The following is a 22134-nucleotide window of genomic DNA, read 5'->3' as shown; positions in this document are numbered from 1 at the left end:
ATTATCACCTATCTGATGGCTAATAATGATTAACTATCAGAGCATACAATCAATGGTAGAAAATTTATGAAAAAGTTACATTTTATTGTCATTATCGCCAGTGTTTTCTTACTGCAAGGCTGTATACACAAGCTTGTGACAGTACCTGCAAAAATCGCTTATAAAACCACTAAAGGCGTAGTAAAAGGTACAGTTGCAGTGGGTAAAGCCGTCATACCGGGCGATAGTGACGACGACAAAGACGACTAATTTATTGTTCGGCTGTTGTTTCCGGCTACTTGATCACGGCATTATCGTGACGAATTTGAAATAGAGTAATCACCGCAGCAATTAGCCCACCGAGTAGTGCTAATGCCATGTCTTTGTGGGCATCCCAAACATCACCTTGCTGACCATTATAAGCTTCTGCTGCTTCTGGCGATAAGGTGGTTGCAATTCCCCATTCTAATAGCTCATATAGCAGACTTGACGACATATTAATCATGAGTGCAATCGCTATCAAAAGTTTGATGGATGATATCTTAAAGATAAATTTTGAGCTTTCAACCATCGCCCTGAATAGCAAAAGCCCATAGCTAAAATGTACGAGCCTGTCATACATATTCCGCTGCCAACCAAAAAAATCGTTTAAGCTGACGCCAAATAGGAGCTGTATCCAATCATCATAGGGCACATATGAGTATAGATAACGTGCACCGATAATATGAATGAATAGAAATAGTGAAGCGAGTACATAGGAGCGTGAGCTGATACGCCAATAGCGGTAGGCTAGTAGCATCAACCCTAAAAAAATCAAGGTACCCAACTGATGTAGTAGGTAGCTTGACCATTCTAGAGGCTCAATACTTGCCAACACCAATACGATGAATACCGCAATGGTACTGACAAGCACAGATTTAAAATTTCGCTGCATTCTGCCCGCTTATTTTTTGCTAGCTATTAATAGCAGCCAATTAAAGCTTGGCAATCCAATCTTTAATGGTAAGGGCTTGCTCAGTGGCATTACCAATATAAGTCGCTGGTGTCATGTCACGTAGGCGTGCTTTATCAGCATCGCTCACGGCAGACAATTCATCGCTTTCGACAAACGTTAGCATGGCTTCGCGAGTCATGGCGTTACCACGGGTCAATGCTTTAAGCTTCTCATATGGGTTTTCCACACGGTAGCGACGCATCACGGTTTGAATCGGCTCAGCCAATACTTCTTGTGCATTGTTTAAGTCGTCATTCAAACGCTGTGCATTCAATTCAAGCTTACCAACACCTTTCAAGCAAGCGTCAAAAGCAATCATGCTTTGTGCCAAACCAACACCGATATTACGCAATACGGTAGAATCTGATAGGTCACGTTGCATACGTGAGATAGGCAGTTTTTCGCCCAAATGTGCCAACATAGCATTTGCAACGCCCAAGTTACCTTCTGAGTTTTCAAAATCAATCGGGTTGACTTTATGTGGCATGGTAGAAGAACCAACTTCCCCGTCTTTTAGACGCTGTTTAAAATAGCCTAAGCTGATATATTGCCAAATATCACGGTTAAAATCGATTAAGATAGTATTGAAGCGTTTGACAGCATCAAATAGCTCAGCGATATAATCATGTGGCTCAATCTGAGTGGTGTAAGGATTAAACGTTAGCTCAAGACGCTCATCAATGAAGGTTTCGGCATGTGACTGCCAATCAACATCAGGATAAGCTGAGAAATGAGCGTTATAATTACCAACCGCGCCATTGATTTTACCCAATAGTTCAACTTGACCAATTTGTTTGATTTGGCGGGCTAGGCGATAGGCCACGTTTGCCATTTCTTTACCAAGGGTCGTTGGGCTAGCGGTCTGGCCATGTGTACGCGACAACATAGGCTGCTCGGCGTGAGTAATGGCCAAATCAACGATGCTATCGGTCACTTGCTGCATTTTAGCAACCACAATTTCGCGGCTGTCTTTCAGCATCAAAGCATAAGATAAGTTGTTGATGTCTTCGCTGGTACAAGCAAAGTGGATGAATTCTAGTGAATCAATGAGTGCATTCTGACCACGGAATTTGTCTTTAATAAAGTATTCAACGGCTTTTACATCGTGATTGGTCGTGGCTTCGATATCTTTGATGGCTTGTGCATCTGCTTCACTGAAATCATCAACGATAGCATTTAAAAAAGCATTCGTTGCCTCATCAAACGCTGCCAACTCGCCGATAGCACTATTATCAGCCAATGACTGCAACCAGCGAATCTCAACGGTGACGCGAGCTTTGATCAGACCGAATTCAGATAAATAAGGACGTAAACTGTCGGCTTTAGACGCGTAGCGACCGTCGATTGGAGAAAGGGCTGTCAAGGCAGAAAAAGAGGTGGTCATAGATATCCTTTAGCTTAGTCAGTGATTGTAGTGAAATAAATCGTTTTAAGTACAACAGTAAAAATAATTTAATAATGGTGTCGCGGTTCTCGAAAGTAACGCTGTAATTCTTTTAGAAGCCGCATGGTGCATCAATCGTGGCAATCACGCCGCCACCTAGACAAACTTCATTGATATAAAAAACGGCTGACTGACCCGGAGTTACGGCACGTTGTGGCTCGTTAAACACCACACGGACATCGCTTCCGTCAGCACTTGTCGCAAATACACGACACGCTTGGTCTGGTTGGCGATAGCGTGCTTTTGCCATACAGAGTAGGCCCTCTGTGGTAAACACATCTGCGGGTGGCAGGCCGTCGACCCAATCCATTTTATAAGCCGTCAGCTCATTGCTGAGCATCATTGGATGTTCATGTCCCTGACCGACGATCAAACGGTTTTTGTCCAGATCTTTTGCCAATACAAACCAAGGCTCTTCAGGACGATCTTTGACACCGCCAATACCAATACCGCCGCGCTGACCTAAGGTGTAATACATCAGGCCGTCATGAGTGCCGATAGTATGACCGTCGTCAGTCACGATGTCGCCTTTTTGGGCAGGCAAGTATTGTTGTAAAAAGTCCTTGAAACGGCGCTCACCGATAAAGCAGATACCCGTAGAGTCTTTCTTTTTGGCTGTCGCTAAATCATGTTCTTCTGCAATCTGACGTACCACTGGCTTTTCGAGCTCACCGACTGGAAATAATGTCTTAGCAATTTTATCGCCACCAACAGCATGTAAGAAGTAACTCTGATCTTTATTATTATCTAGACCACGCAAGAGCTGAGCAACTTCATCGCCATCGGCGTTGGTGTAATTCACACTGCGCCGCGTATAGTGACCAGTAGCGATGTAATCAGCACCAAGGGTCAAGGCATAGTCTAAGAATGCCTTAAATTTGATTTCTTTATTACATAAGATATCAGGATTTGGCGTGCGGCCCGCTTTATATTCCGCTAAAAAGTGCTCAAAAACACGATCCCAGTATTCCATTGCAAAATTGGCCGTGTGCAGCTTCATACCGATTTTGTCACAGACGGCTTGCGCATCTGCCAAATCATCCATAGCCGTACAGTATTCCGTACCGTCATCTTCTTCCCAGTTCTTCATAAACAAGCCTTCTACCTTAAACCCTGCTTGCTGGAGTAAGACGGCAGATACAGAAGAATCAACACCACCTGACATACCGACAATCACATGCTTGGTGCTAGGATTGTCGATATCGGCAAGCGTTAATGTACGCTGGGCGCTGAAAGAATCAGAAACGGGTATGCTTGATGTATTTGGGATGGCTGACATAAGACGGCTCAACTATTTATACCTTAATTCAAAATTTAACATGACCATATAAGCTGGTGCTGCTTACTAAAGTTAATAGATTTAGTAAGTTGACCACATTGACACTGTCATCTCATCTTTCAGATTTGGTATTATGATAAAATAAGCGTCATATTATACCAGTTAATTGAAACTGGTGGCGACCTATGGCATCTTACTGCTCGTAAAACTGCTTTGAAAATTCAGATAGTAGTTTTAAATTATTTTAATCGCCTTTATTTTATTTGGAATACTAATGATAAAAATTGGACAAGGTATCGATGTTCATGCTTTCCATAATAATGGTCAGCAGCAGCAATATGTCATACTAGCAGGCGTGCCCATCGAGCACAGCCACAGTTTGCTTGCACATTCTGACGGTGATGTGGTGTTACATGCGCTTGCTGATGCACTGCTTGGCGCACTGGCGCTTGGTGATATCGGTCAGCATTTCCCTGATACCGATGCGTCACATGCGGGTTTAGATTCGCGAGTCTTGCTACGCTACGTCTATGGCAAAGTACAAGAAGCAGGGTATCGGTTAGGCAATGCGGATATTACTGTGATGTGCGAACGTCCAAAGCTGGCGCCGCACAGTCAGGCAATGCGCGATAATATCGCCAGTGATTTGCAAACGGATATTAGCAATATCAGTGTGAAAGCCACCACGACTGAAAAGTTAGGCTTTACAGGTCGTCAAGAGGGCATCATGGCCAATGCCGTGGTATTATTAGTGCCTCATAGAGTTGATGTTTAACCGATATATAATCATACTTGTAATATCGTGTTGATTGCCCCATGTATCAGCCGTCTCTTTACTCAATTATTTTGTAATATTAATTACTGTTTTCAATGAACCGCTTTATCAATAGGAGCTTTTATGACTGAGCAAACCCCAAACACTGCTGCAAACGACGTTGAACAATTGATCCGTGATCAAATCCGTGACAATAAAGTTATTATTTATATGAAAGGCACACCGCAGTTTCCACAGTGTGGCTTTTCTGCTAAATCGATTGAAGTTCTTACTCAGATCGGTCGCCCATTTGCCTTTGTAAATATTTTAGAAAATCCAGAAATTCGTGCGACTTTACCAAAAGTGGCGAACTGGCCAACGTTCCCACAATTATGGATCGACGGTGAGTTGATGGGTGGATCAGACATCATCTTGCAGATGTATCAATCAGGCGAGCTAAAGCCATTGGTTGAAGCAAACAGCCCAGCGGCATAATGCTAAAAACACTTATCTAAGCTTTTTTATTATAGCCATTCCACTATAAAGGTATGACAGCGTTAACCTCGCTTGAAGTATCACATATACATCTACACTTGGTTGCCTTGTACTACTTTTAAATTGAATCGACTATATCAAGCTGATAAGTTTTAACAATAAAAGCTCGAGTCAGTCCTTAATTGGTCGCTCGGGCTTTTATTGTTTTTGTCAGTCTTGACCCCATATATGGCTCAACAGCAAATATTATAAAAACATAAATAATGAGAGAATATTATGAGTAATCAACCAACAGAACAACAATTGGCCGAACCGGTATCTGCTGAGCAAGCAGCAATCGAAAAACGTCGCGAGCATCTAAAAAATGAATCCACGCGCATCATCGAGATTGCTAGTAGTGAGTCAAACTCAGCACTGAAATGCATCCATCAGCTTAGTGTGGCAGGCGGCGCAACAGAAGCGACGTATATTGCTATCGAACAGCGCATTGTCGCCGATCAAGATACGGCAGGTGCTTATCATTTGGCATTACTGGCACAAAACACACCAGATCTACCAATTGACGCGCGCCAACTGATTGAGTTAGTGGCCAACAAAGGCGATAACCAACAACGCTTGGCATTGCTTAAAAACTTACTATTACCGCCTGTCGAACTGATTAAAGCGCAGATCTTAGCGAGCGATGATGGTGATGCGATTGGTCAAATGAATGCGTATCTACAGATCAATCCAGAAGGCTATGGTAGTCATCATATGCTGTCTAGTGGTCAATTCGATCAGATTGTACCGTTGAGCCCGGGTAACTAGTTATTAAATTCGATGATGCTTAACACTTAATGTGAATAGTTTTTGCTGTGACGTTTTTTAAGCATCAAAAAATTGTTATAATGATGGGTTATCTAGGGCGTGTCCTCAATCTGAACGAGAGCACCTAAACAGGCTGCAATTTATCTCATTTCTATCATCATTTTTAAAATGAGAACACACCCTAACCAACTACGAACGACTTATCTGAGTCGTTGTCTTTTTTTATAAATTCGACTGACGTTTATTTGCTGATTACCATGCTGTTTTATCATCACACTGTTTGATAATAGAATAGGGCAATCGGCAGCGTTATGAGTCAAGTGAGGCATATATGCAATACCCAAAACATTACGACGTGATAGTAATCGGTGGCGGTCATGCTGGCACAGAAGCTGCTCTGGCAGCCGCACGTATGGGCGCGCAGACCTTGCTGTTGACGCATAACATTGAGACGCTCGGGCAGATGAGTTGTAACCCTGCGATTGGCGGTATCGGTAAATCGCATCTGGTGCGTGAGATTGATGCACTTGGTGGAGCCATGGCGCTAGCAACGGACAAAGCAGGTATCCAGTTCCGCGTGTTGAATAGCCGTAAAGGTGCTGCCGTTCGTGCCACACGTGCGCAAGCGGATCGTATTCTTTACAAAGCCGCTATCCGCCATACGCTAGAAAACCAGCCAAACCTTGATTTATTCCAGCAAGCCGCTGATGATATCTTGGTCGAAAACGGCCGCGCGACGGCAGTGGTCACCTCGACAGGTATTATCTTTAAGACTGAAACAGTGGTACTGACTTCAGGGACTTTCTTGGGTGGTGTGATTCATATCGGCCTAGAGAATTCTAAAGGTGGACGTGCAGGGGATCAGCCGTCTATCAAGTTGGCAGATCGTTTGCGTGAGCTTAAGCTGCCAGTCGGTCGTTTAAAGACAGGTACGCCAGCGCGTATTGATGCGCGTAGCGTTGACTTTAGTGTGATGACCGTACAGCCGGGCGACACACCGTTGCCAGTGATGAGTTATATGGGTGATGTGTCTATGCATCCAGAGCAGGTCAACTGCTATATCACGCATACCAATGCGCGTACTCATGACATTATCCGTGAGAATTTAGACCGTTCTCCGATGTTCTCTGGCAAAATCGAAGGCGTGGGTCCACGTTATTGTCCATCTATCGAAGACAAGATTCACCGCTTTGCGGATAAAGACAGTCATCAGATATTTATTGAGCCAGAAGGTCTGACCACGCACGAACTGTATCCAAACGGTATCTCAACCAGTTTGCCGTTTGATGTACAGTTAGACTTTATTCATAGTATGAAAGGGTTAGAAAACGCGCATATTACCCGTCCAGGTTATGCCATTGAATATGATTACTTTGATCCACAAAACCTAAAGCCAACACTAGAAACTAAGTCTATCGATCGCTTGTACTTTGCTGGTCAGATCAATGGTACGACCGGCTATGAAGAAGCGGGCGTACAGGGGTTATTGGCAGGTACAAACGCGGCACTCGTGACCACTAATAACAGCGATTTTGACGTGTGGACACCGCGCCGTGATGAAGCGTATCTTGGCGTGTTGGTTGATGATTTGATTACCCATGGTACTACTGAGCCGTATCGTATGTTTACGAGCCGCGCAGAGTATCGTCTATTGTTACGTGAAGACAATGCGGATCAACGCTTGACTGAAACGGGTCGCAAGCTTGGCTTGGTTGACGATGTGCGCTGGCAGGCTTATCAAGAAAAAATGGAAGCGATCACGACAGAGACTTCACGCTTAAAAGACATGTGGGCAACCCCTGCTAATGCGCTAGGCAAAAAAGTGACAGAGCAAACAGGAGAGGTGCTCAGCAAAGAAGCGACAGCTTTTGATTTGCTCAAGCGTCCGCAGATACATTTTGCTGATATCGCCGCTATTACTGATTCGCAGGTTGATACACAAGTGGGCGAGCAGATAGAGATTTCTGTCAAGTATGCAGGCTATATCGATCGCCAGCAAGAAGACATCGATCAGATGAAGCGTCTAGAGAATACCGCACTACCGATGGACTTTGACTATAGTGTGGTATCTGGATTATCAAATGAGATTGTGCAAAAACTCACGCAAGTCCGTCCTTCGACTTTAGCCCAAGCTGGACGAGTGAGTGGGGTTACACCTGCCGCCATTCAATTGTTAGCCATGACAGTCAAAAAACAGAAAAAAGCGAAGGCTGCGCTAGATTCATAATAGTCGTATTAATTTTTGATGACAGCCTAACAAAGTCTTTCATAACAAAGTACTTATAGTATAAAAAGCCCGTAACGAGATATCGTTACGGGCTTTTGTTTGTTAGAATTACAGTTGGTTTCGAAAGAAAGGAGCATGTGACCTTGTCTTACTTGCTACTTTGTCTCTATACTAGGTCAGAAACTTTCTCATTACTTGTTAATTTATCTCGCTGATGTCCATATTATGATGGGCTTGTCACCGAATTGAGCCTATTTATGATTGATGCTATTGTATTTGCTATTACTATCGTCTTACCCAACCTTGCCTTAATGTGGTTGGGTTTTTTTATGCAAAGACGTGGCGAAGCGAGTAAGACGTTTATCGATCAAGCCTCTAGTTTTGTCTTTAATTACTGCTTACCTTGCCTGCTGTTTTTCAGTGTGGTCGACAGTGATGTCGATTATGCCAAGCAAATCACACTGATTATCGCTGGTATCTTAGTGACATTCCTTTTATTTATTGGAGCAGAAATTTACGCCAAGTATTTTGTGAGTAAACCTGCTGACCAAGGCGTATTTGTGCAAGGTGTGTTCCGTAGTAATATGGCGATCATAGGGTTGGCCACGGTTGCCAACGCCTATGGAGAGCGAGGTTTAAGTATCGGAGCCGTCTACATGGGAGTCGTCACGATATTGTTTAATATCTTAGCGGTGATTACCCTTAGTCGTGTGTCTAAAAGTGTGGATGATACGTGGTCCAGTCGCAGCATTATGATAGTCAAAAAACTATTGACCAATCCACTGATTCTAGCATTGGTCAGTGCTTTTGTTTATAAAGCGCTGCCATTGCCGCCTATCACTGGTGTCATTCATACGACCGGCGACTTATTGGCAGCAGTGGCCTTGCCATTAGCACTTATTTGCGCAGGTGCGAGCATCGACATGAAGTCCATGTTGCATCCGTCAGGGTTGTCTATGCAGGCCAGTATAGGACGTATCGTCATTGCGCCAATCGTTGCTATCGCCATTGGCTTGGCATTTGGTCTATCTAGTGTACACATGGGCGTGCTGTTTTTGATGGTGGCATCCCCAACCGCCGCAGCCAGTTACGTGATGGCAAAAGCGATGGGTGGTAATGACATACTCGCGGCCAATATTCTAGCGTTTACCACCGTCGTCGGTATGTTTGGCATGGCGATTGGGGCAGCAACTTTACGTGGATTGGGTATGATGTAAGCTCTGTTTGGGCACTATAAGATGACACACGAGTTAAATAATAAATTCATAAGTAGGAGCACTAAAAGTGCAATTGTTAAATAAAGCAGTCGTGACCGAATACCTTAATATGCAGGCAGCCATTGAGGCGATTGAGACATTGTCACATCAGCAAGCAGCACATCCTAATTGGATTAAATCCCCTGAGCGTTTGGTGATAAGCACCTTTACTGACTCTGATAGTCATCGTTCAGGCTCGCATCTATCTATGCCAGCCACGATGTATGATGGTGAGAACGAATACACGGTCGTAAAGTTAGTGACTATTTGCCCTGATAATCCCAGTCGCGATATGCCAACGACCACGGCTATTATCACTGTATCAAATAACGATACTGGCGCCATACTAGCGGTTATGGACGGCATCTATATTACGCAGGTACGTACCGCCGCATTGTCAGGTATCGCGACCAAGTATATGGCAAAAGCCAATTGCCAGAGTGTCGCAGTGGTTGGTTGCGGCGGCATGGCTTATGAGCAATTGCATGCGGTGCTAACGGTACGTCCAGAGATTGAGACAGTGTATTTATGGAATAGAAATCATGAAGGAGCGCAGCAGTTTAAAACGCGTTTTGCGCGTGATTATGCCCAATGGAATGTAGATATTCAGGTCTGCGAAGCGTTAGACGACGCCGTCCGTGACGCAGATATTATTAATGTAGCAACTCGTGCCACTGAAGGTTTATTTAGCATTGCTCAAATGAAATCTGAAGTACATATCAATGCAGTCGGGGCCTATCAGCCTTCGATGAAAGAGATAAGTAATGATGTTATCGCTAATAGTAAGATGGTCATCGTGGATGATTTGGCTGGCAGCCATCACGAAGCGGGTGACTTAATTCAAGCGCATGACAGCGATGACTGTACGTGGGTATGGGATGATCTGAGCGGTGATTTGCAAGCGTTGGTTACCGCAAAATTAAAAGAAGGCGTTGCTAAGAGCGATAAAGGTATTACACTATTTAAATCGGTTGGTGCCGCCAGTTTCGATGCGGCAGTTGCATTATATGTGGCAAAACAAGCCCAACAACAGAGTCTAGGTTCTTCAGTAGATTGGTAAAACTGCTTATCATTGAAAAATAATAAATGCCTTTGTGATGATTCGCGAAATTAAATAAGCCCCCTTTTCAAATAGGAGAAGGAGGCTTTTTTTATGAATTCAAATTGTCTTTATTGCGTTTGTCTTCTCGACGCTGTTTGCGTTTTGGGCTGGTGCGGTACGTCAAATAACCGCCAACGACCATCACGGCAAGAAACGCGACAATGTACAAAAATATCGATGAACCAATAAAAGTAGAAGTTTCCATAGCACTTGTCTTATTAGGGTTTATCAATAATTATGCAATTGTCCTATATCATTGTAAAGTAAACAAGTTTAGCTCAGATGTAAGTTCAAGTGAACGCAAACGTGCGGCTTGATCGTAGATATTGGCAGTCACAATCAGCTCATCTGGCTCATATTGTGCGAGAAATGCAGCAAGTTTTGGTTTGACGGTTTCGACAGAGCCGATGAACGATACTGACAATGCATTATCTACCATCATTTTTTCTGCTTGACTCCAGATGCTATTCATATCGTGAGTAGGCTTTGGCATTTGACCTGTTTCACCACGGCGCAAGCGTACAAAGCTCTGCTGCGCTGAGGTAAAGTGATACTGTGCGGTCGCATCGTCATCAGCCAGTAACAGGTTCGCGGCTAGCATGACATAAGGCTTATCTAAATAAGCAGATGGCTTGAACTGCTCACGATAAGCGGTAATCGCTTGCTCAAGCATTTGCGGGGCAAAGTGAGAGGCAAATACATAAGGCAGCCCAAAATGTGCAGCCAGCGTCGCACCAAAGAGAGACGAACCTAATATCCAAATTGGGATATTTGATTTTGCTCCTGGGAATGCTTGCACAGCACTGCCATCTGTATCATTGCCTAAGAAATACATCAATTCTTGTACGTCTTGCGGGAAGCGCTCCGCATCTTTCATTTGTCGGCGTAACGCCTGAAAAGTAGCACCATCAGTACCGGGTGCACGGCCCAGACCTAAGTCTACGCGATCGCCATACAATGCTTGTAAAGTGCCGAATTGTTCAGCGATGACGAGCGGCGCATGGTTGGGTAGCATGACACCGCCCGCACCGATACGTATACGCTTGGTTTGACTACCGATATGGGCCAATAGTACTGAAGTTGCTGCGCTAGCAATACCGGGCATATTGTGATGCTCAGCCATCCAGTAACGGTTCAGACCGAATTTTTCTGCTTGCTGTGCGGTGTCAACGGTCTGGGCAATACCTTCAGCGATGGTTTTGCCTTGAGGTACGGGTGCGAGGTCTAAAAAGGATAAGGGAATGGTTTTACTCATAAATCACCTGTTTGGTCGGTTTAAAAGCATTCATCGTTTTTCTGATAGTCTTATAGGCTGCTTATAAAAAACGTTGAGTGCTTGACTCTTAACATGATGGGGCAGTTCTACTGAATATAAAGGTCAGAGATGGAGACGATAACAAATCTTAATAATGTGATGTGAATACAATAGGAGAAGATTGAGAATAGGTGTTTAACGGAAATGGCGGTATGAAAAGCAAACCGCACCCTTATCTAGTGACGAGGGTGCGGTTGAATTTTGTATGAATAGAAATGTTAGCTAATTTGTCTTTTGAATTGAAAAGGTTTTTTAGCTAAGGTAACTTTTAACTAAACTGCTTTTGACACAATTCCATAAAAGCACGTCCATATTGGCGAATTTCGGCATCGTCACGTACGGCCATCCAACTGGTAAAGCGACCAAAATGATCGACTGGAATTGCAGTTAAGTTCTGATAATGACTCGGCTCAAACGCCATCTCGGCGATAATGCCAATACCTAAACCAAGACCAACGTAAGTGCTAATAACATCAGCATCAAGTGCTGCTAGCACGATATCTGGCTCTAATCCTGCCTCATCGAAAGTCTTATCAATCGCGCCGCGCCCTGTAAAGCCGCCGTGATAAGTGACTATCGGATAGCTGGCAAGCGTGGGCAAATCAATAGACTCTTGATTGGCAAGTTCATGGTCGCTTGGCACGATGACCCGATGCGTCCAATCATAATAGCGATAACAGCGTAGATAGTTATTGTGCAGCAAAGACTCGGTTGCGATACCAATATCGGCTTGACCACGAATAACCATCTGGGCGATGGTCTCTGGATCTGCCTGTTGTAAGATTAGATTGACCTTAGGAAAACGCTCTTTAAACTCTTTTACCACTTGCGGCAATACATAGCGAGCCTGCGTGTGAGTGGTAGCAATAGTCAATGTGCCGATATTTGGGTTATTAAAATCAAGACTAAGATTTTCAATGGTACGAATTTCAGCGAAGATAGACTCAATGTGAGGCATGAGCGCTGTGCCCATCGTCGTCAGCCCTGTTAGGCGTTTGCCTTGACGTACAAAAACCTCAGTCTTTAGCTGGTTTTCAAGCGCCGCAATATGCTTTGACAGACTTGATTGGCTGGTATGTAGCACGGTCGCTGCTTGACTTAAGTTATAGCCATTAATCACTGTATGCCATACTGTTTCCAACTGCTTGAGCTGAATCTGTAAATGTCGCTGATTGACCACTACATCGATTGCCATAACTTAGTCCTGTTATATAAATATACAAACCCTGTCCGTATACATAAAATAAAAATGTATCAATATATGATAAGAGAACAGTGTAAAACAAAGTGGTTATTCTTGTATATACTAAATAGTTATCTATTTATATTTTTTTGGAATATATACAATAAAATTTGTTGCTGATAGTGGTATGTATTAAAAAAGCCTTCTTTAGTAGAAGGCTTTCTTGATATAGAACAGTAATGTTTTGAATGAATAGAAAATATTAGCTAAAACGATCCGCATTCATGACTTTATTCCAAGCGTTAACAAAATCTTTAACGAATTTTTCTAAGTTGTCATCTTGTGCGTAGAGTTCAGCATAAGCGCGTAGGATAGAGTTAGATCCAAATACGAGGTCGACACGGCTGGCTTGCCATTTCACGTTGCCAGTAGCGCGCTCACGCAATTCGTATAGTGTCGTGGCTTCATTGTTATCCGTCTTGATAGGATTCCAAGTGTAGCTCATATCGGTTAAATTCACGAAGAAGTCATTGCTAAGCGTACCTGCACGCTCAGTGAAGACGCCTTGCTGGCTTTGAGCATAGTTGGTATCAAGGACACGCATACCACCGACTAATACAACCATTTCAGGAGCAGTCAGACCCATTAGCTGAGTACGATCTAATAGCATCTCTTCAGGAGATACCACATAGCTACCTTTAATCCAATTACGGTAACCGTCATGTATCGGCTCAAGATCAGAGAAGCTTTCGATTTCTGTCATCTCATCGCTAGCATCACCGCGACCCGCATTGAATGGTACTGTAATCTGTACGCCAGCACTCGCTGCGGCTTTTTCAATGGCAGTATTACCAGCCAATACGATTAGATCCGCTATGCTTACTTCTTTATCAAAATTCGTTTGAATAGTCGTAAGTGCTGCAAGTACACGTGCTAATTGCTCAGGCTCATTACCCAACCAGTCTTTTTGCGGCGCTAAACGAATGCGTGCACCATTGGCACCGCCACGATAATCCGAAGCGCGGAAAGTACGAGCGCTGTCCCATGCGGTAATAATAAGCTCGCGATGATCAATGCCACTGTCCAATATCTGTGCTTTTAGGCGATCGATATCATCAGTACTCAGATCAGCATTACCTTCTGGAATTGGATCCTGCCACGTGAAGTCTTCTGATGGTACATCTGCACCTAAATAGCGAGATTTTGGTCCCAAATCGCGATGGGTTAGCTTAAACCAAGCTCTTGCAAACACTTCGTCGAAGTACTCTGGGTTGTTGTGGAAATTCTCTGAAATTTCACGATAAATAGGGTCTTTAATCATCGCCATATCAGCATCAGTCATGATTGGGTTACGGCGTACACTTGGGTCATGCGCATCTAAAGGACGATCTTCTTCTTTGATGTCGACTGGCTCCCATTGCCACGCACCCGCTGGGCTCTTGGTTAATGCCCACTCATGATTGAGCAGTAGGTCAAAATATTCATAGTTCCATTCGGTTGGATTCGTGGTCCATGCGCCCTCGATACCACTTGAGACGGTATCACCTGCATTACCCGTGCCGTTAGGGTTGCGCCAGCCTAGGCCTTGCTCTTTGATATCAGCGCCTTCTGGCTCATCTTCTAATAGACTGGCATCACCATTACCGTGACACTTACCAACGGTGTGACCACCAGCTGTCAAAGCAACCGTCTCTTCATCATTCATCGACATACGACCAAAAGTGGTACGGATGTCTTGTGCTGTCTTGATTGGATCAGGATTACCATCGACGCCTTCTGGATTGACATAGATCAAACCCATTTGCACAGCGGCTAAAGGATTCTCTAATGATTCGCGCTCTTCATCACTGTCGTAACGGTTTTTGGTAGCGGCAAGCCATTCGCGCTCAGAACCCCAGTAGATGTCTTTTTCTGGATGCCAGATATCAGCACGTCCACCCGCAAATCCTAAAGTTTTGAAGCCCATAGACTCATAAGCCATGTTACCTGCTAGGATCATCAAATCTGCCCAAGACAGTTTATTGCCGTATTTTTTCTTGACTGGCCATAATAGACGACGTGCTTTGTCCAAGTTGACATTGTCTGGCCAGCTGTTTAGAGGGGCAAAGCGTTGATTACCAGTATTAGAACCACCACGGCCATCAGCACGGCGATAGGTACCGGCAGAATGCCATGCCATACGAATCATCAAGCCACCATAATGACCCCAATCTGCTGGCCACCACTCTTGTGATTCTATCATTAGGTTTTTTAGATCAGTTTTGACTGCTTCTAAGTCTAGCTGTTTGAATGCTTCAGCGTAATCAAAATCCGCACCCATTGGGTCTGTTTTGTAATCTTGCTGATGTAAGATATCTAGATTAAGCGCATTTGGCCACCAATCTGTTGCAGCAGATGCAGTGGTAGTATGTGCTTGATGCATAACTGGGCAGCCACCCATGCTAGGGCGTTTTGGCTCGTGCGAGTTATCAACGTTTTCGCTATGGATCGTTGGGCCTTGACCATTACCTTGATCATAGGTGGTATTGGTTGATGCAGTATTGCTGCCTTTATGATCTACAGGACAGCCGCTATTATCTGCTGTGTTCTTATTGTCAGTTGAAGTATTGGTTGAGTCAGACATGGTATTACTCCTGGGTTATGATAATCGAAAAGAACAAACCGTTAATCTTGGTAACCGTTGTTTATGTAAAGAGCATAACCAAACTTAGTAGATTTATAAAACTAATATATAAGAATTATATGTTTTAAATTATCAATCATAAAAAGTTTGATGTTTTGTTTATTAAAATCGTTGTTAGTACCATCGCTCATTACTATTGGTTTAATAACAGCTGGTTGAACATACGGCAAACCTACCAAGCAGGCATCCATTCCATTTTATTTATATATTGTTCATCTATTACATGTTGCCCATTGATAATGCCATTATTAGAACCCTTTAAAAAGGGTTGCTAGTAAGAAAAAAGAAAGCCAAACTAACTCTAGTGAAATATTACTACCATTTGTGTCACTACTTAGAAAGATAGTCTACTGTACAAAGTCTACAAGCCATAAGTTAATGTAAAAACATCTAGTCAAAATAAAGGTTCTCAAGTACCATAATTGAATTTTGTTGTAATGGTCGTATTTGTACAACGTTGAGCAATTTTTATCGATCCTTGTTATCAATAAACGATAGCAATTGTGGATAGCAATGATTGATAAAAATTGTGCGCGGTTGTGTTCTTTTTCTTAAGTGCTAGTGAGCTACTATGTCTGCTGTCAAATCTGTGCCACCCAATCAGCCAGTTGTCAAAAAATCATGGGGAGAGGCTGCAAAAGCTTATTTAGACCCCCGTGTCATTATTATGTTGTTTTTGGGCTTTTCAGCGGGTATTCCCATACTGCTTATTTTCTCCAGCTTGTCCTTATGGCTCAGAGAAGCTGGTATTGATCGTAGCGTCGTGACCATGTTTAGTTGGGCCGCACTTGGCTATTCGTTTAAGTTTATATGGGCACCATTAATCGATGCGCTCCCTGTGCCATTTCTGACCAAGTGGTTGGGCCGACGCCGTAGTTGGATGGTGGTATCGCAGCTACTTATCATATTGGCTATCTTTTTGATGGCAAATGTAAACCCTGTTAGTGAAGATGTTTTAGTCTACATGGCAGGAGCTGCGGTGCTGTTGGGCTTCTCTTCTGCCACACAAGATATCGTGATTGATGCTTACCGTATTGAGTTGGCACCGCCATCGATGCAGTCGATTCTATCTTCTATCTACGTGTCAGGCTACCGTATCGGTATGATTGTCGCTGGGGCAGGTGCTTTATATTTGGCTGATTTTTTTGGCTCGAATGAGACTTTTTATAGTTATGAGGCATGGCGTAATACTTACTACATCATGGCAGGTGTCATGACGTTAGGGGTATTAACCACGTTTGCCAGCTATGAGCCAACGGCTGAGACGTTGCAATACAAAAAGCAGAAGAGCAATCTTAAGGTATTCCTGATTTATTCTAGTTTGCTACTAATACCGGGATTGATTTTTAGTTTGATATATCTAATCAATATCTTGGTTAATAAAATATTTAGCAGTACCTTAGCGCTAATACCATTAATGGCGATGCCAACGATTAAATTTTACTTTTTGGCCTTGGTCGCTTGTGCGCCTTTATTGCTGCTGTACTTCATTATCAACCAACCTAAAATTATCAATAAAGCCCCATTAGTTGCTGAAACTCGCGAAGATTACGTAAGATTGGTATTGCTATTTGTATTCTCTGTCGTTGCGTTTGTCATGGCTTATGTCTTGATTGGACCATTATTTCCAGAGTTCGAAGGCGCGTTTTCTAGCTTCTTTGTAGAAACATTGCATCTGCTGATAAGCTTGGGTGTGGCGATGGCTGCAGGTTATGCGCTTGTACAAGTAGGGTTGGTCAAAAAAGAAGTGGCGATGGCCACTTGGGTCGAGCCAATTTTAGATTTCTTTAGACGCTATGGTAAAAAGGCATTTTTATTATTGGCGCTCATTGGGTTATACCGTATTTCAGATATTGTGGCAGGCGTGATTTCTAACGTCTTTTATCAGGACATGGGCTTTAGTAAAACAGATATCGCCAATGCAGTGAAACTCGTCGGTGTGATTATGGCGATTGCGGGTGGGTTCTTGGGCGGGCTATTAGCACAGCGTTTCCGTATGATGCATGCCATGATGATTGGCGCAATTCTTGCGTGTGCTACTAACTTGCTATTTGTGCTACTAACTTACAACCCAGGCAGTTTGCCGTTTATGTATGTTGCAGTCATATTTGATAACTTAGCAGCAGGACTGGCCAGTGCAGTGTTTATTGCTTTCTTATCAGCGTTGACCTCCATTCGTTTTACAGCGGTACAGTATGCTATTTTCTCATCACTCATGACGTTGATTCCTAAAGTCATGGGCGGATATTCGGGTGCTATCGTCGATAATATGGGCTATCCATTTTTCTTTATTTTTACCTTTGCGATTGGTATTCCGATTCTGGCGCTGATTTACTATGTCGATAAGCATATCGTCATCGGTGACAACGATGACATTTATGGCGATGATGACAACAACAGTGATGGAAACAGTAATAATGGTAGTGGTGGCAATAAATTGACTAAGTCTAATCCAAACTTAAGTGATACCAAAGAGCCACCACGTGCTACGGAGTAGTGGCTGCATCTGGTTTTTATCTTATTCACCACGCACATTATTTTTAAGAGCTACCTATGACAGCATCTATTCGTCAGATAAAGCAGCACATTCAGCAATTAACGAATGAGGCTGTAAACAGCAAGCTACCGTCATTTTGGCTAACGGATTGGCTGTTGTATGTCGTTGATAAGCCTGCGATAGCGTTGATGACAGATGAAGGTTATCAGTTAACAGACAGCGAGTTTGAGCAATTCAATGCAGGTGTGGCCAAGATGCAGGCAGGAATACCTCTTGCGTATTTGACTGGTCATCAGGAGTTTTGGTCGCTGACGTTTACTGTTAATGAGCATACGTTAATTCCTAGACCTGATACGGAAGTATTGATTGAGCAAGTATTAGACTGGATAGCAACTCAATCAAATCGTGCAGGTAATAATCAGCCGAAGCGCTTGCTTGACTTGGGTACAGGGTCAGGCTGTATCGCAATCAGCCTTGCGCATGAATTAAAGTCAAAAAATATTGGTGATACATCCAATAGCTGGCAAGTGGTTGCAGTTGATTTGTCGCTAGAGGCGCTGAAAGTAGCTGAGCACAATGCGGCTATCAATGACGTCGCTGATATTAAGTTTATACAAAGCAGTTGGTACGACAGTCTGCCTACTGATGACAGTCAGCGATTCGATGTCATTGTGTCCAATCCTCCTTATATTGACGAGGAAGATGAGCATTTAGCTCGATTAGTCGCTGAACCTATTAGCGCGTTAAGTGCACCCAATCATGGACTGGCTGATATAGAGCATATCGCCCAGAGGGCTTCGCAATACTTGCGTGTAGGCGGATTGTTAGCGATTGAACATGGTTTTGACCAAGGATTGGCTGTTCGACAGCTGTTTTTGGATAATGGCTTTGAGTCTGTGCATACGGTAAAAGACTACGGTAACAATGACCGTGTGACGCTAGGGCAAATTTAATAAATAGATTCAGTAAACAAATATTGTACTGAACGGCTTACTGAGTTGCTTAGTGCTGATTTTTTGTTTGATAATAGGTTTAAGATTGTAGTAGATAAGGGTTAAATATGGCAGATTCATTAGAGACAGCGCAACTATCGGATGATGAGCTACTGCGTTATGCACGGCAGATACTACTCGATGGCTGGGATATTGATGCTCAAATACGCTTGAAGTCGTCTCGTGTGGTCATGATAGGCGCAGGCGGTCTAGGTTGCCCTGCTTCTGAGACACTAGTACGTGCAGGACTTGGGCACGTTCATCTAATCGATGACGATGAGATTGAGGCCAGTAACTTACAGCGCCAGACATTGTTTTTACCTGAAGATATCGGTAAGCCTAAAGCCATAGCAGCAGCGCAGATGTTAGAGAAGACCAATCCTTTAATCACTGCTCACGGTACAGTGGCACGATTGAATGAAGACAATGCTTATGAATTGCTCGATATATCGACTGGTAAGCCTGATTTACTCTTAGACTGTACTGATAATTTTGCCACACGTGATGTGATCAATCGTATTAGTGTGCGTTATCAGATTCCATTGTTGTCTGCTTCGGCAATTGCGATGCAAGGGCAATTGGCTCTATATGAGCCACAGTTAAACACTGGTTGCTATCATTGCGTGTTTGGTTCGGTGGTGAGTGATACAGAGTCTGATGAGCGTACTTGTGCCAACTCAGGTGTGCTTGCTAGTACGACTGCGATTATGGGAAATTTGCAAGCCAATGCTGCCCTGCAATACCTTGGATTAACCAAAAATCCACTGACAAATAAGCTGCTCATATGGGATGGTAGCCAAATGCAACAACGGCTAATGGGCTATCGCCAAGATGCAGAGTGTCCTGTCTGTAGCAGTCATTAATCAATAGATATGAGTTGGTGGCTACTTGGCTCATCTGCATATATTACCGTCTATTTTCCCACATCCCTTTTATGACCATAGTTGTTTCTTATGAAAATTCACCGTCCGCATTTATTAAAACATACGTTCAATGTTGTCAATCGTGTTCGTCAAACGGCGAGTGTCGCTGGTCTGTCAGCGCTCAGAGTCGCAAGAGGGGAAAAGCCCGACGCGATGCTATTAAAAGAAACGTTCGAGCAATTGGGTACGACTTATATCAAGATTGGCCAATTCATCGCTAGCACGCCGTCTTTATTTCCACGCGAATACGTAAAAGCCTTTCAAAGCTGCTTAGATCAAACCACGCCATTGTCTTATGCTTATATCGAGCAGGTGCTAAAAGAAGAGTTAGCGGCTGACGGCATGACGCTGGATGACAAGTTTGCCCATATCGACTCAGAGCCATTGGCTTCAGCGTCTATTGCCCAAGTGCATGCCGCACGCTTGCATAATGGCGATGAAGTGGTGTTAAAGGTGCAAAAGCCTGACGTTGAAACTATTATGCAGACGGATTTAGGCGTATTGCATGGCGTGACCAAATTACTTGAAATCCTTATGCCATCGATGAAGTTTGCCAGTATTGCGCCAATTATCGATGAGATTCGTTTACGTATGCTAGCAGAGACAGATTTTATCGCTGAAGCGCAGAATATCCGCGATTTTCAGCAGTTCTTAGCCGTATCAGGCAATACTCGTGTAGTAGCTCCAACCGTATATGAAGCGTTGACCACTAAGCGTGTATTGACCATGAGTCGCTTATATGGTGTGTCTATGGTTGATGAGTCACTCATGCGTCAGTACTGTGCTGATCCTGCGCAAGTCATGGCAGATACGTTGAACACATGGTTTGCTAGTCTGATGCTGTGCAATAGTTTTCATGCTGATTTGCACGCGGGCAACTTGATGTTATTGACTGATGGCCGCATTGGATTTTTAGACTTTGGTATCGTTGGTAAGCTAAAAGCAGAAAGCTGGCGGGCATGTATGGGCATGATGCAAGCCATGCAAGACAGTGACTATCAAGCAATGGCGCGCCATATGATTGATATGGAGATGACGCATGGTGGCAATCAGGTCGATGTGGTGGCACTGGGTGATGATCTACAGCGTATGATGAAGACCATCATGGCAGAGGACAGAGCCTTTACAAGTGGTGTACCTTTTAATAGTAAAGAACAAGCCGATGAGCTAAATCAAATGATGCTTGAGATTGTGGAAGTAGGTAAGCGTCATGTATTCATTTCCCACGTGATTTTGCCTTATTAACCAAGCAGATGCTGTATTTCGATCGGTTTATGCGTACGCTTGCACCGGATATGGACATGTTTAGCGATCAGCGTGTGCAAATGCTAGGGCAAGCATAAAAATAAGTGGTATTAGGCGCTATTAAACGGATGCAACCTTACCAGCTATATTGAGTATTATTGAATATGTTGTCGCTTTTAATGAGGGGTTTTATAGTGTGTCATCGACAGACATTGCTCAATTCTATATAACCGCTATGCTCTCAATACGTCCGATATCATTTGTATACTCTGATACAGAGGGCTTTGTGTTCATTGCCGACAGAGGATTGTGATCATTGCCGAAAATCAGCTCTGTCATGATGACGCCCTCTAAAAGCTTTTCTTTCCTGTACTTGGTGTACTCACTCACGAATTTAGCAGTAGTTGTTTACACCACGCTACGACTAAACACTTCTCGTAATTCAAAACTGGTATGTACTTGCGCGACGCCTTCGATACGATTCAATCTGTGCAATAAAAACTCTTCATAATGCGCCATGTCACGTACTCTGACTTTGATGAGATAGTCTTCAGAACGTCCTGTGACAATACTGCAGCTAATGACTTCATCAAAGCTCTGTATTTTGGATTCAAACTGTTCAAAGCGCTCGGCAGTATGACGATCCATACTGATAGCAATGAACACGGCCAGCGGGTAGCCAAGCTTTTGCGCATCCGTTTTGGTGTAATAACCAGTGATAACGCCAGCATCTTCTAAGCGTTTGATACGGCGAGCACAAGGCGTGGCTGAAAGGTTCACGTGTTCAGCAAGCTCCGTGATGCTCATGCGTGCCTGAGTCTGTAATAAGCGTAATAATTGTCTATCAGTCTCATCTATATCAGCCAAAGAGGTGCTATCAAAAGAGCTGTTTGGCATAATTTATACCTTATTAGTGAATTCATCTAATTATACTTATCAATATAAACTTTTCCACTAAA

The 22134-nt window shown here is 43.5% G+C and carries 18 protein-coding genes and 1 pseudogene; 11 read left to right on the top strand and 8 right to left on the bottom strand.

Annotated features, from left to right (window positions below):
- Positions 1–66: 66 nt before the first annotated feature.
- On the top strand, positions 67–249 hold the full coding sequence (locus tag JMW61_RS12695; protein ID WP_197133471.1) for an NF038104 family lipoprotein: 183 nt from the start codon (positions 67–69) through the stop codon (positions 247–249).
- A 25-nt stretch (positions 250–274) separates the two neighbouring features.
- On the opposite strand, the gene JMW61_RS12690 is transcribed toward JMW61_RS12695, so the two are convergent.
- The 3 genes from JMW61_RS12690 to mnmA all read right to left on the bottom strand — a co-directional run bounded on the left by JMW61_RS12690 (position 275) and on the right by mnmA (position 3696).
- On the bottom strand, positions 275–913 hold the full coding sequence (locus tag JMW61_RS12690; RefSeq protein WP_201551755.1) for a DUF2238 domain-containing protein: 639 nt from the start codon (positions 911–913) through the stop codon (positions 275–277).
- A gap of 40 nt (positions 914–953) precedes the next feature.
- The gene (gene purB / locus JMW61_RS12685) at positions 954–2357 is read right to left on the bottom strand and encodes an adenylosuccinate lyase (RefSeq protein WP_194197511.1); all 1404 of its coding nucleotides are present in this window, start codon (positions 2355–2357) and stop codon (positions 954–956) included.
- Positions 2358–2469: 112 nt separating this feature from the next.
- Positions 2470–3696: a tRNA 2-thiouridine(34) synthase MnmA gene (gene mnmA / locus JMW61_RS12680; RefSeq protein WP_201551754.1), complete on the bottom strand. Its 1227-nt coding sequence runs from the start codon at positions 3694–3696 to the stop codon at positions 2470–2472.
- 274 nt (positions 3697–3970) lie between these two features.
- On the opposite strand from mnmA, the gene ispF reads away from it, so the two are divergent.
- The 6 genes from ispF to JMW61_RS12650 all read left to right on the top strand — a co-directional run bounded on the left by ispF (position 3971) and on the right by JMW61_RS12650 (position 10295).
- A complete protein-coding gene (ispF, locus tag JMW61_RS12675) occupies positions 3971–4471 on the top strand; it encodes a 2-C-methyl-D-erythritol 2,4-cyclodiphosphate synthase (RefSeq protein WP_201551753.1) in 501 nt (166 codons plus the stop codon).
- A gap of 123 nt (positions 4472–4594) precedes the next feature.
- A complete protein-coding gene (gene grxD, locus JMW61_RS12670; protein ID WP_110922946.1) occupies positions 4595–4945 on the top strand; it encodes a Grx4 family monothiol glutaredoxin in 351 nt (116 codons plus the stop codon).
- Between the two features lie 276 nt (positions 4946–5221).
- A complete protein-coding gene (locus JMW61_RS12665) occupies positions 5222–5752 on the top strand; it encodes a hypothetical protein (protein WP_201551752.1) in 531 nt (176 codons plus the stop codon).
- Between the two features lie 331 nt (positions 5753–6083).
- Positions 6084–7979, top strand: a complete 1896-nt coding sequence (gene mnmG, locus JMW61_RS12660) for a tRNA uridine-5-carboxymethylaminomethyl(34) synthesis enzyme MnmG (protein WP_201551751.1) — start codon at positions 6084–6086, stop codon at positions 7977–7979.
- 257 nt (positions 7980–8236) lie between these two features.
- On the top strand, positions 8237–9196 hold the full coding sequence (locus JMW61_RS12655; RefSeq protein ID WP_197100289.1) for an AEC family transporter: 960 nt from the start codon (positions 8237–8239) through the stop codon (positions 9194–9196).
- Between the two features lie 67 nt (positions 9197–9263).
- The gene (locus tag JMW61_RS12650; protein WP_201551750.1) at positions 9264–10295 is read left to right on the top strand and encodes an ornithine cyclodeaminase family protein; all 1032 of its coding nucleotides are present in this window, start codon (positions 9264–9266) and stop codon (positions 10293–10295) included.
- A 91-nt stretch (positions 10296–10386) separates the two neighbouring features.
- On the opposite strand, the gene JMW61_RS12645 is transcribed toward JMW61_RS12650, so the two are convergent.
- From JMW61_RS12645 to katG, 4 genes are all read right to left on the bottom strand, one after another.
- Positions 10387–10542 carry a hypothetical protein gene (locus JMW61_RS12645; RefSeq protein ID WP_201551749.1) on the bottom strand — a complete coding sequence of 52 codons (156 nt, stop codon included), beginning with the start codon at positions 10540–10542 and terminating at the stop codon, positions 10387–10389.
- A gap of 48 nt (positions 10543–10590) precedes the next feature.
- Entirely contained in the window at positions 10591–11592 is a 1002-nt protein-coding gene (locus JMW61_RS12640; RefSeq protein WP_201551748.1) for an LLM class flavin-dependent oxidoreductase, read from the bottom strand.
- Positions 11593–11920: 328 nt separating this feature from the next.
- Positions 11921–12847 carry a LysR substrate-binding domain-containing protein gene (locus JMW61_RS12635; protein WP_197100293.1) on the bottom strand — a complete coding sequence of 309 codons (927 nt, stop codon included), beginning with the start codon at positions 12845–12847 and terminating at the stop codon, positions 11921–11923.
- A gap of 250 nt (positions 12848–13097) precedes the next feature.
- Positions 13098–15275 carry a catalase/peroxidase HPI gene (gene katG / locus JMW61_RS12630; RefSeq protein ID WP_201551950.1) on the bottom strand — a complete coding sequence of 726 codons (2178 nt, stop codon included), beginning with the start codon at positions 15273–15275 and terminating at the stop codon, positions 13098–13100.
- 814 nt (positions 15276–16089) lie between these two features.
- Between katG and JMW61_RS12625 the strand changes: the two genes are divergently transcribed.
- The 4 genes and pseudogenes from JMW61_RS12625 (at position 16090) to JMW61_RS12610 (ending at position 21273) form a co-directional block, all read left to right on the top strand.
- Positions 16090–18015: an AmpG family muropeptide MFS transporter gene (locus tag JMW61_RS12625; RefSeq protein ID WP_201551747.1), complete on the top strand. Its 1926-nt coding sequence runs from the start codon at positions 16090–16092 to the stop codon at positions 18013–18015.
- Positions 18016–18071: 56 nt separating this feature from the next.
- A complete protein-coding gene (prmC, locus tag JMW61_RS12620) occupies positions 18072–18968 on the top strand; it encodes a peptide chain release factor N(5)-glutamine methyltransferase (RefSeq protein ID WP_201551746.1) in 897 nt (298 codons plus the stop codon).
- A gap of 107 nt (positions 18969–19075) precedes the next feature.
- Positions 19076–19870: a HesA/MoeB/ThiF family protein gene (locus tag JMW61_RS12615; protein ID WP_201551745.1), complete on the top strand. Its 795-nt coding sequence runs from the start codon at positions 19076–19078 to the stop codon at positions 19868–19870.
- A 90-nt stretch (positions 19871–19960) separates the two neighbouring features.
- Positions 19961–21273 (top strand): annotated as a pseudogene (locus JMW61_RS12610) (ABC1 kinase family protein).
- A 310-nt stretch (positions 21274–21583) separates the two neighbouring features.
- Here JMW61_RS12610 and JMW61_RS12605 read toward each other — a convergent pair.
- Entirely contained in the window at positions 21584–22072 is a 489-nt protein-coding gene (locus tag JMW61_RS12605) for an Lrp/AsnC family transcriptional regulator (protein ID WP_201551744.1), read from the bottom strand.
- Positions 22073–22134 lie beyond the last annotated feature (62 nt).

Origin of the sequence: Psychrobacter fjordensis (assembly GCF_904845995.1) — a bacterium.
Classification (GTDB): domain Bacteria; phylum Pseudomonadota; class Gammaproteobacteria; order Pseudomonadales; family Moraxellaceae; genus Psychrobacter; species Psychrobacter fjordensis.
Note: the sequence above shows the minus strand (reverse complement) of the source record. Positions and strands in the feature narration are given on the sequence as shown.

What these genes read in the sequence shown, in the direction of transcription:
- JMW61_RS12695 (WP_197133471.1), top strand. Translation starts at nt 67, where the DNA reads ATGAAAAAGTTACATTTTATTGTCATTATCGCCAGTGTTTTCTTACTG.
- JMW61_RS12690 (WP_201551755.1), bottom strand. Translation starts at nt 913, where the DNA reads ATGCAGCGAAATTTTAAATCTGTGCTTGTCAGTACCATTGCGGTATTC.
- purB (WP_194197511.1), bottom strand. Translation starts at nt 2,357, where the DNA reads ATGACCACCTCTTTTTCTGCCTTGACAGCCCTTTCTCCAATCGACGGT.
- mnmA (WP_201551754.1), bottom strand. Translation starts at nt 3,696, where the DNA reads ATGTCAGCCATCCCAAATACATCAAGCATACCCGTTTCTGATTCTTTC.
- ispF (WP_201551753.1), top strand. Translation starts at nt 3,971, where the DNA reads ATGATAAAAATTGGACAAGGTATCGATGTTCATGCTTTCCATAATAAT.
- grxD (WP_110922946.1), top strand. Translation starts at nt 4,595, where the DNA reads ATGACTGAGCAAACCCCAAACACTGCTGCAAACGACGTTGAACAATTG.
- JMW61_RS12665 (WP_201551752.1), top strand. Translation starts at nt 5,222, where the DNA reads ATGAGTAATCAACCAACAGAACAACAATTGGCCGAACCGGTATCTGCT.
- mnmG (WP_201551751.1), top strand. Translation starts at nt 6,084, where the DNA reads ATGCAATACCCAAAACATTACGACGTGATAGTAATCGGTGGCGGTCAT.
- JMW61_RS12655 (WP_197100289.1), top strand. Translation starts at nt 8,237, where the DNA reads ATGATTGATGCTATTGTATTTGCTATTACTATCGTCTTACCCAACCTT.
- JMW61_RS12645 (WP_201551749.1), bottom strand. Translation starts at nt 10,542, where the DNA reads ATGGAAACTTCTACTTTTATTGGTTCATCGATATTTTTGTACATTGTC.
- JMW61_RS12640 (WP_201551748.1), bottom strand. Translation starts at nt 11,592, where the DNA reads ATGAGTAAAACCATTCCCTTATCCTTTTTAGACCTCGCACCCGTACCT.
- JMW61_RS12635 (WP_197100293.1), bottom strand. Translation starts at nt 12,847, where the DNA reads ATGGCAATCGATGTAGTGGTCAATCAGCGACATTTACAGATTCAGCTC.
- katG (WP_201551950.1), bottom strand. Translation starts at nt 15,275, where the DNA reads ATGGGTGGCTGCCCAGTTATGCATCAAGCACATACTACCACTGCATCT.
- JMW61_RS12625 (WP_201551747.1), top strand. Translation starts at nt 16,090, where the DNA reads ATGTCTGCTGTCAAATCTGTGCCACCCAATCAGCCAGTTGTCAAAAAA.
- prmC (WP_201551746.1), top strand. Translation starts at nt 18,072, where the DNA reads ATGACAGCATCTATTCGTCAGATAAAGCAGCACATTCAGCAATTAACG.
- JMW61_RS12615 (WP_201551745.1), top strand. Translation starts at nt 19,076, where the DNA reads ATGGCAGATTCATTAGAGACAGCGCAACTATCGGATGATGAGCTACTG.
- JMW61_RS12605 (WP_201551744.1), bottom strand. Translation starts at nt 22,072, where the DNA reads ATGCCAAACAGCTCTTTTGATAGCACCTCTTTGGCTGATATAGATGAG.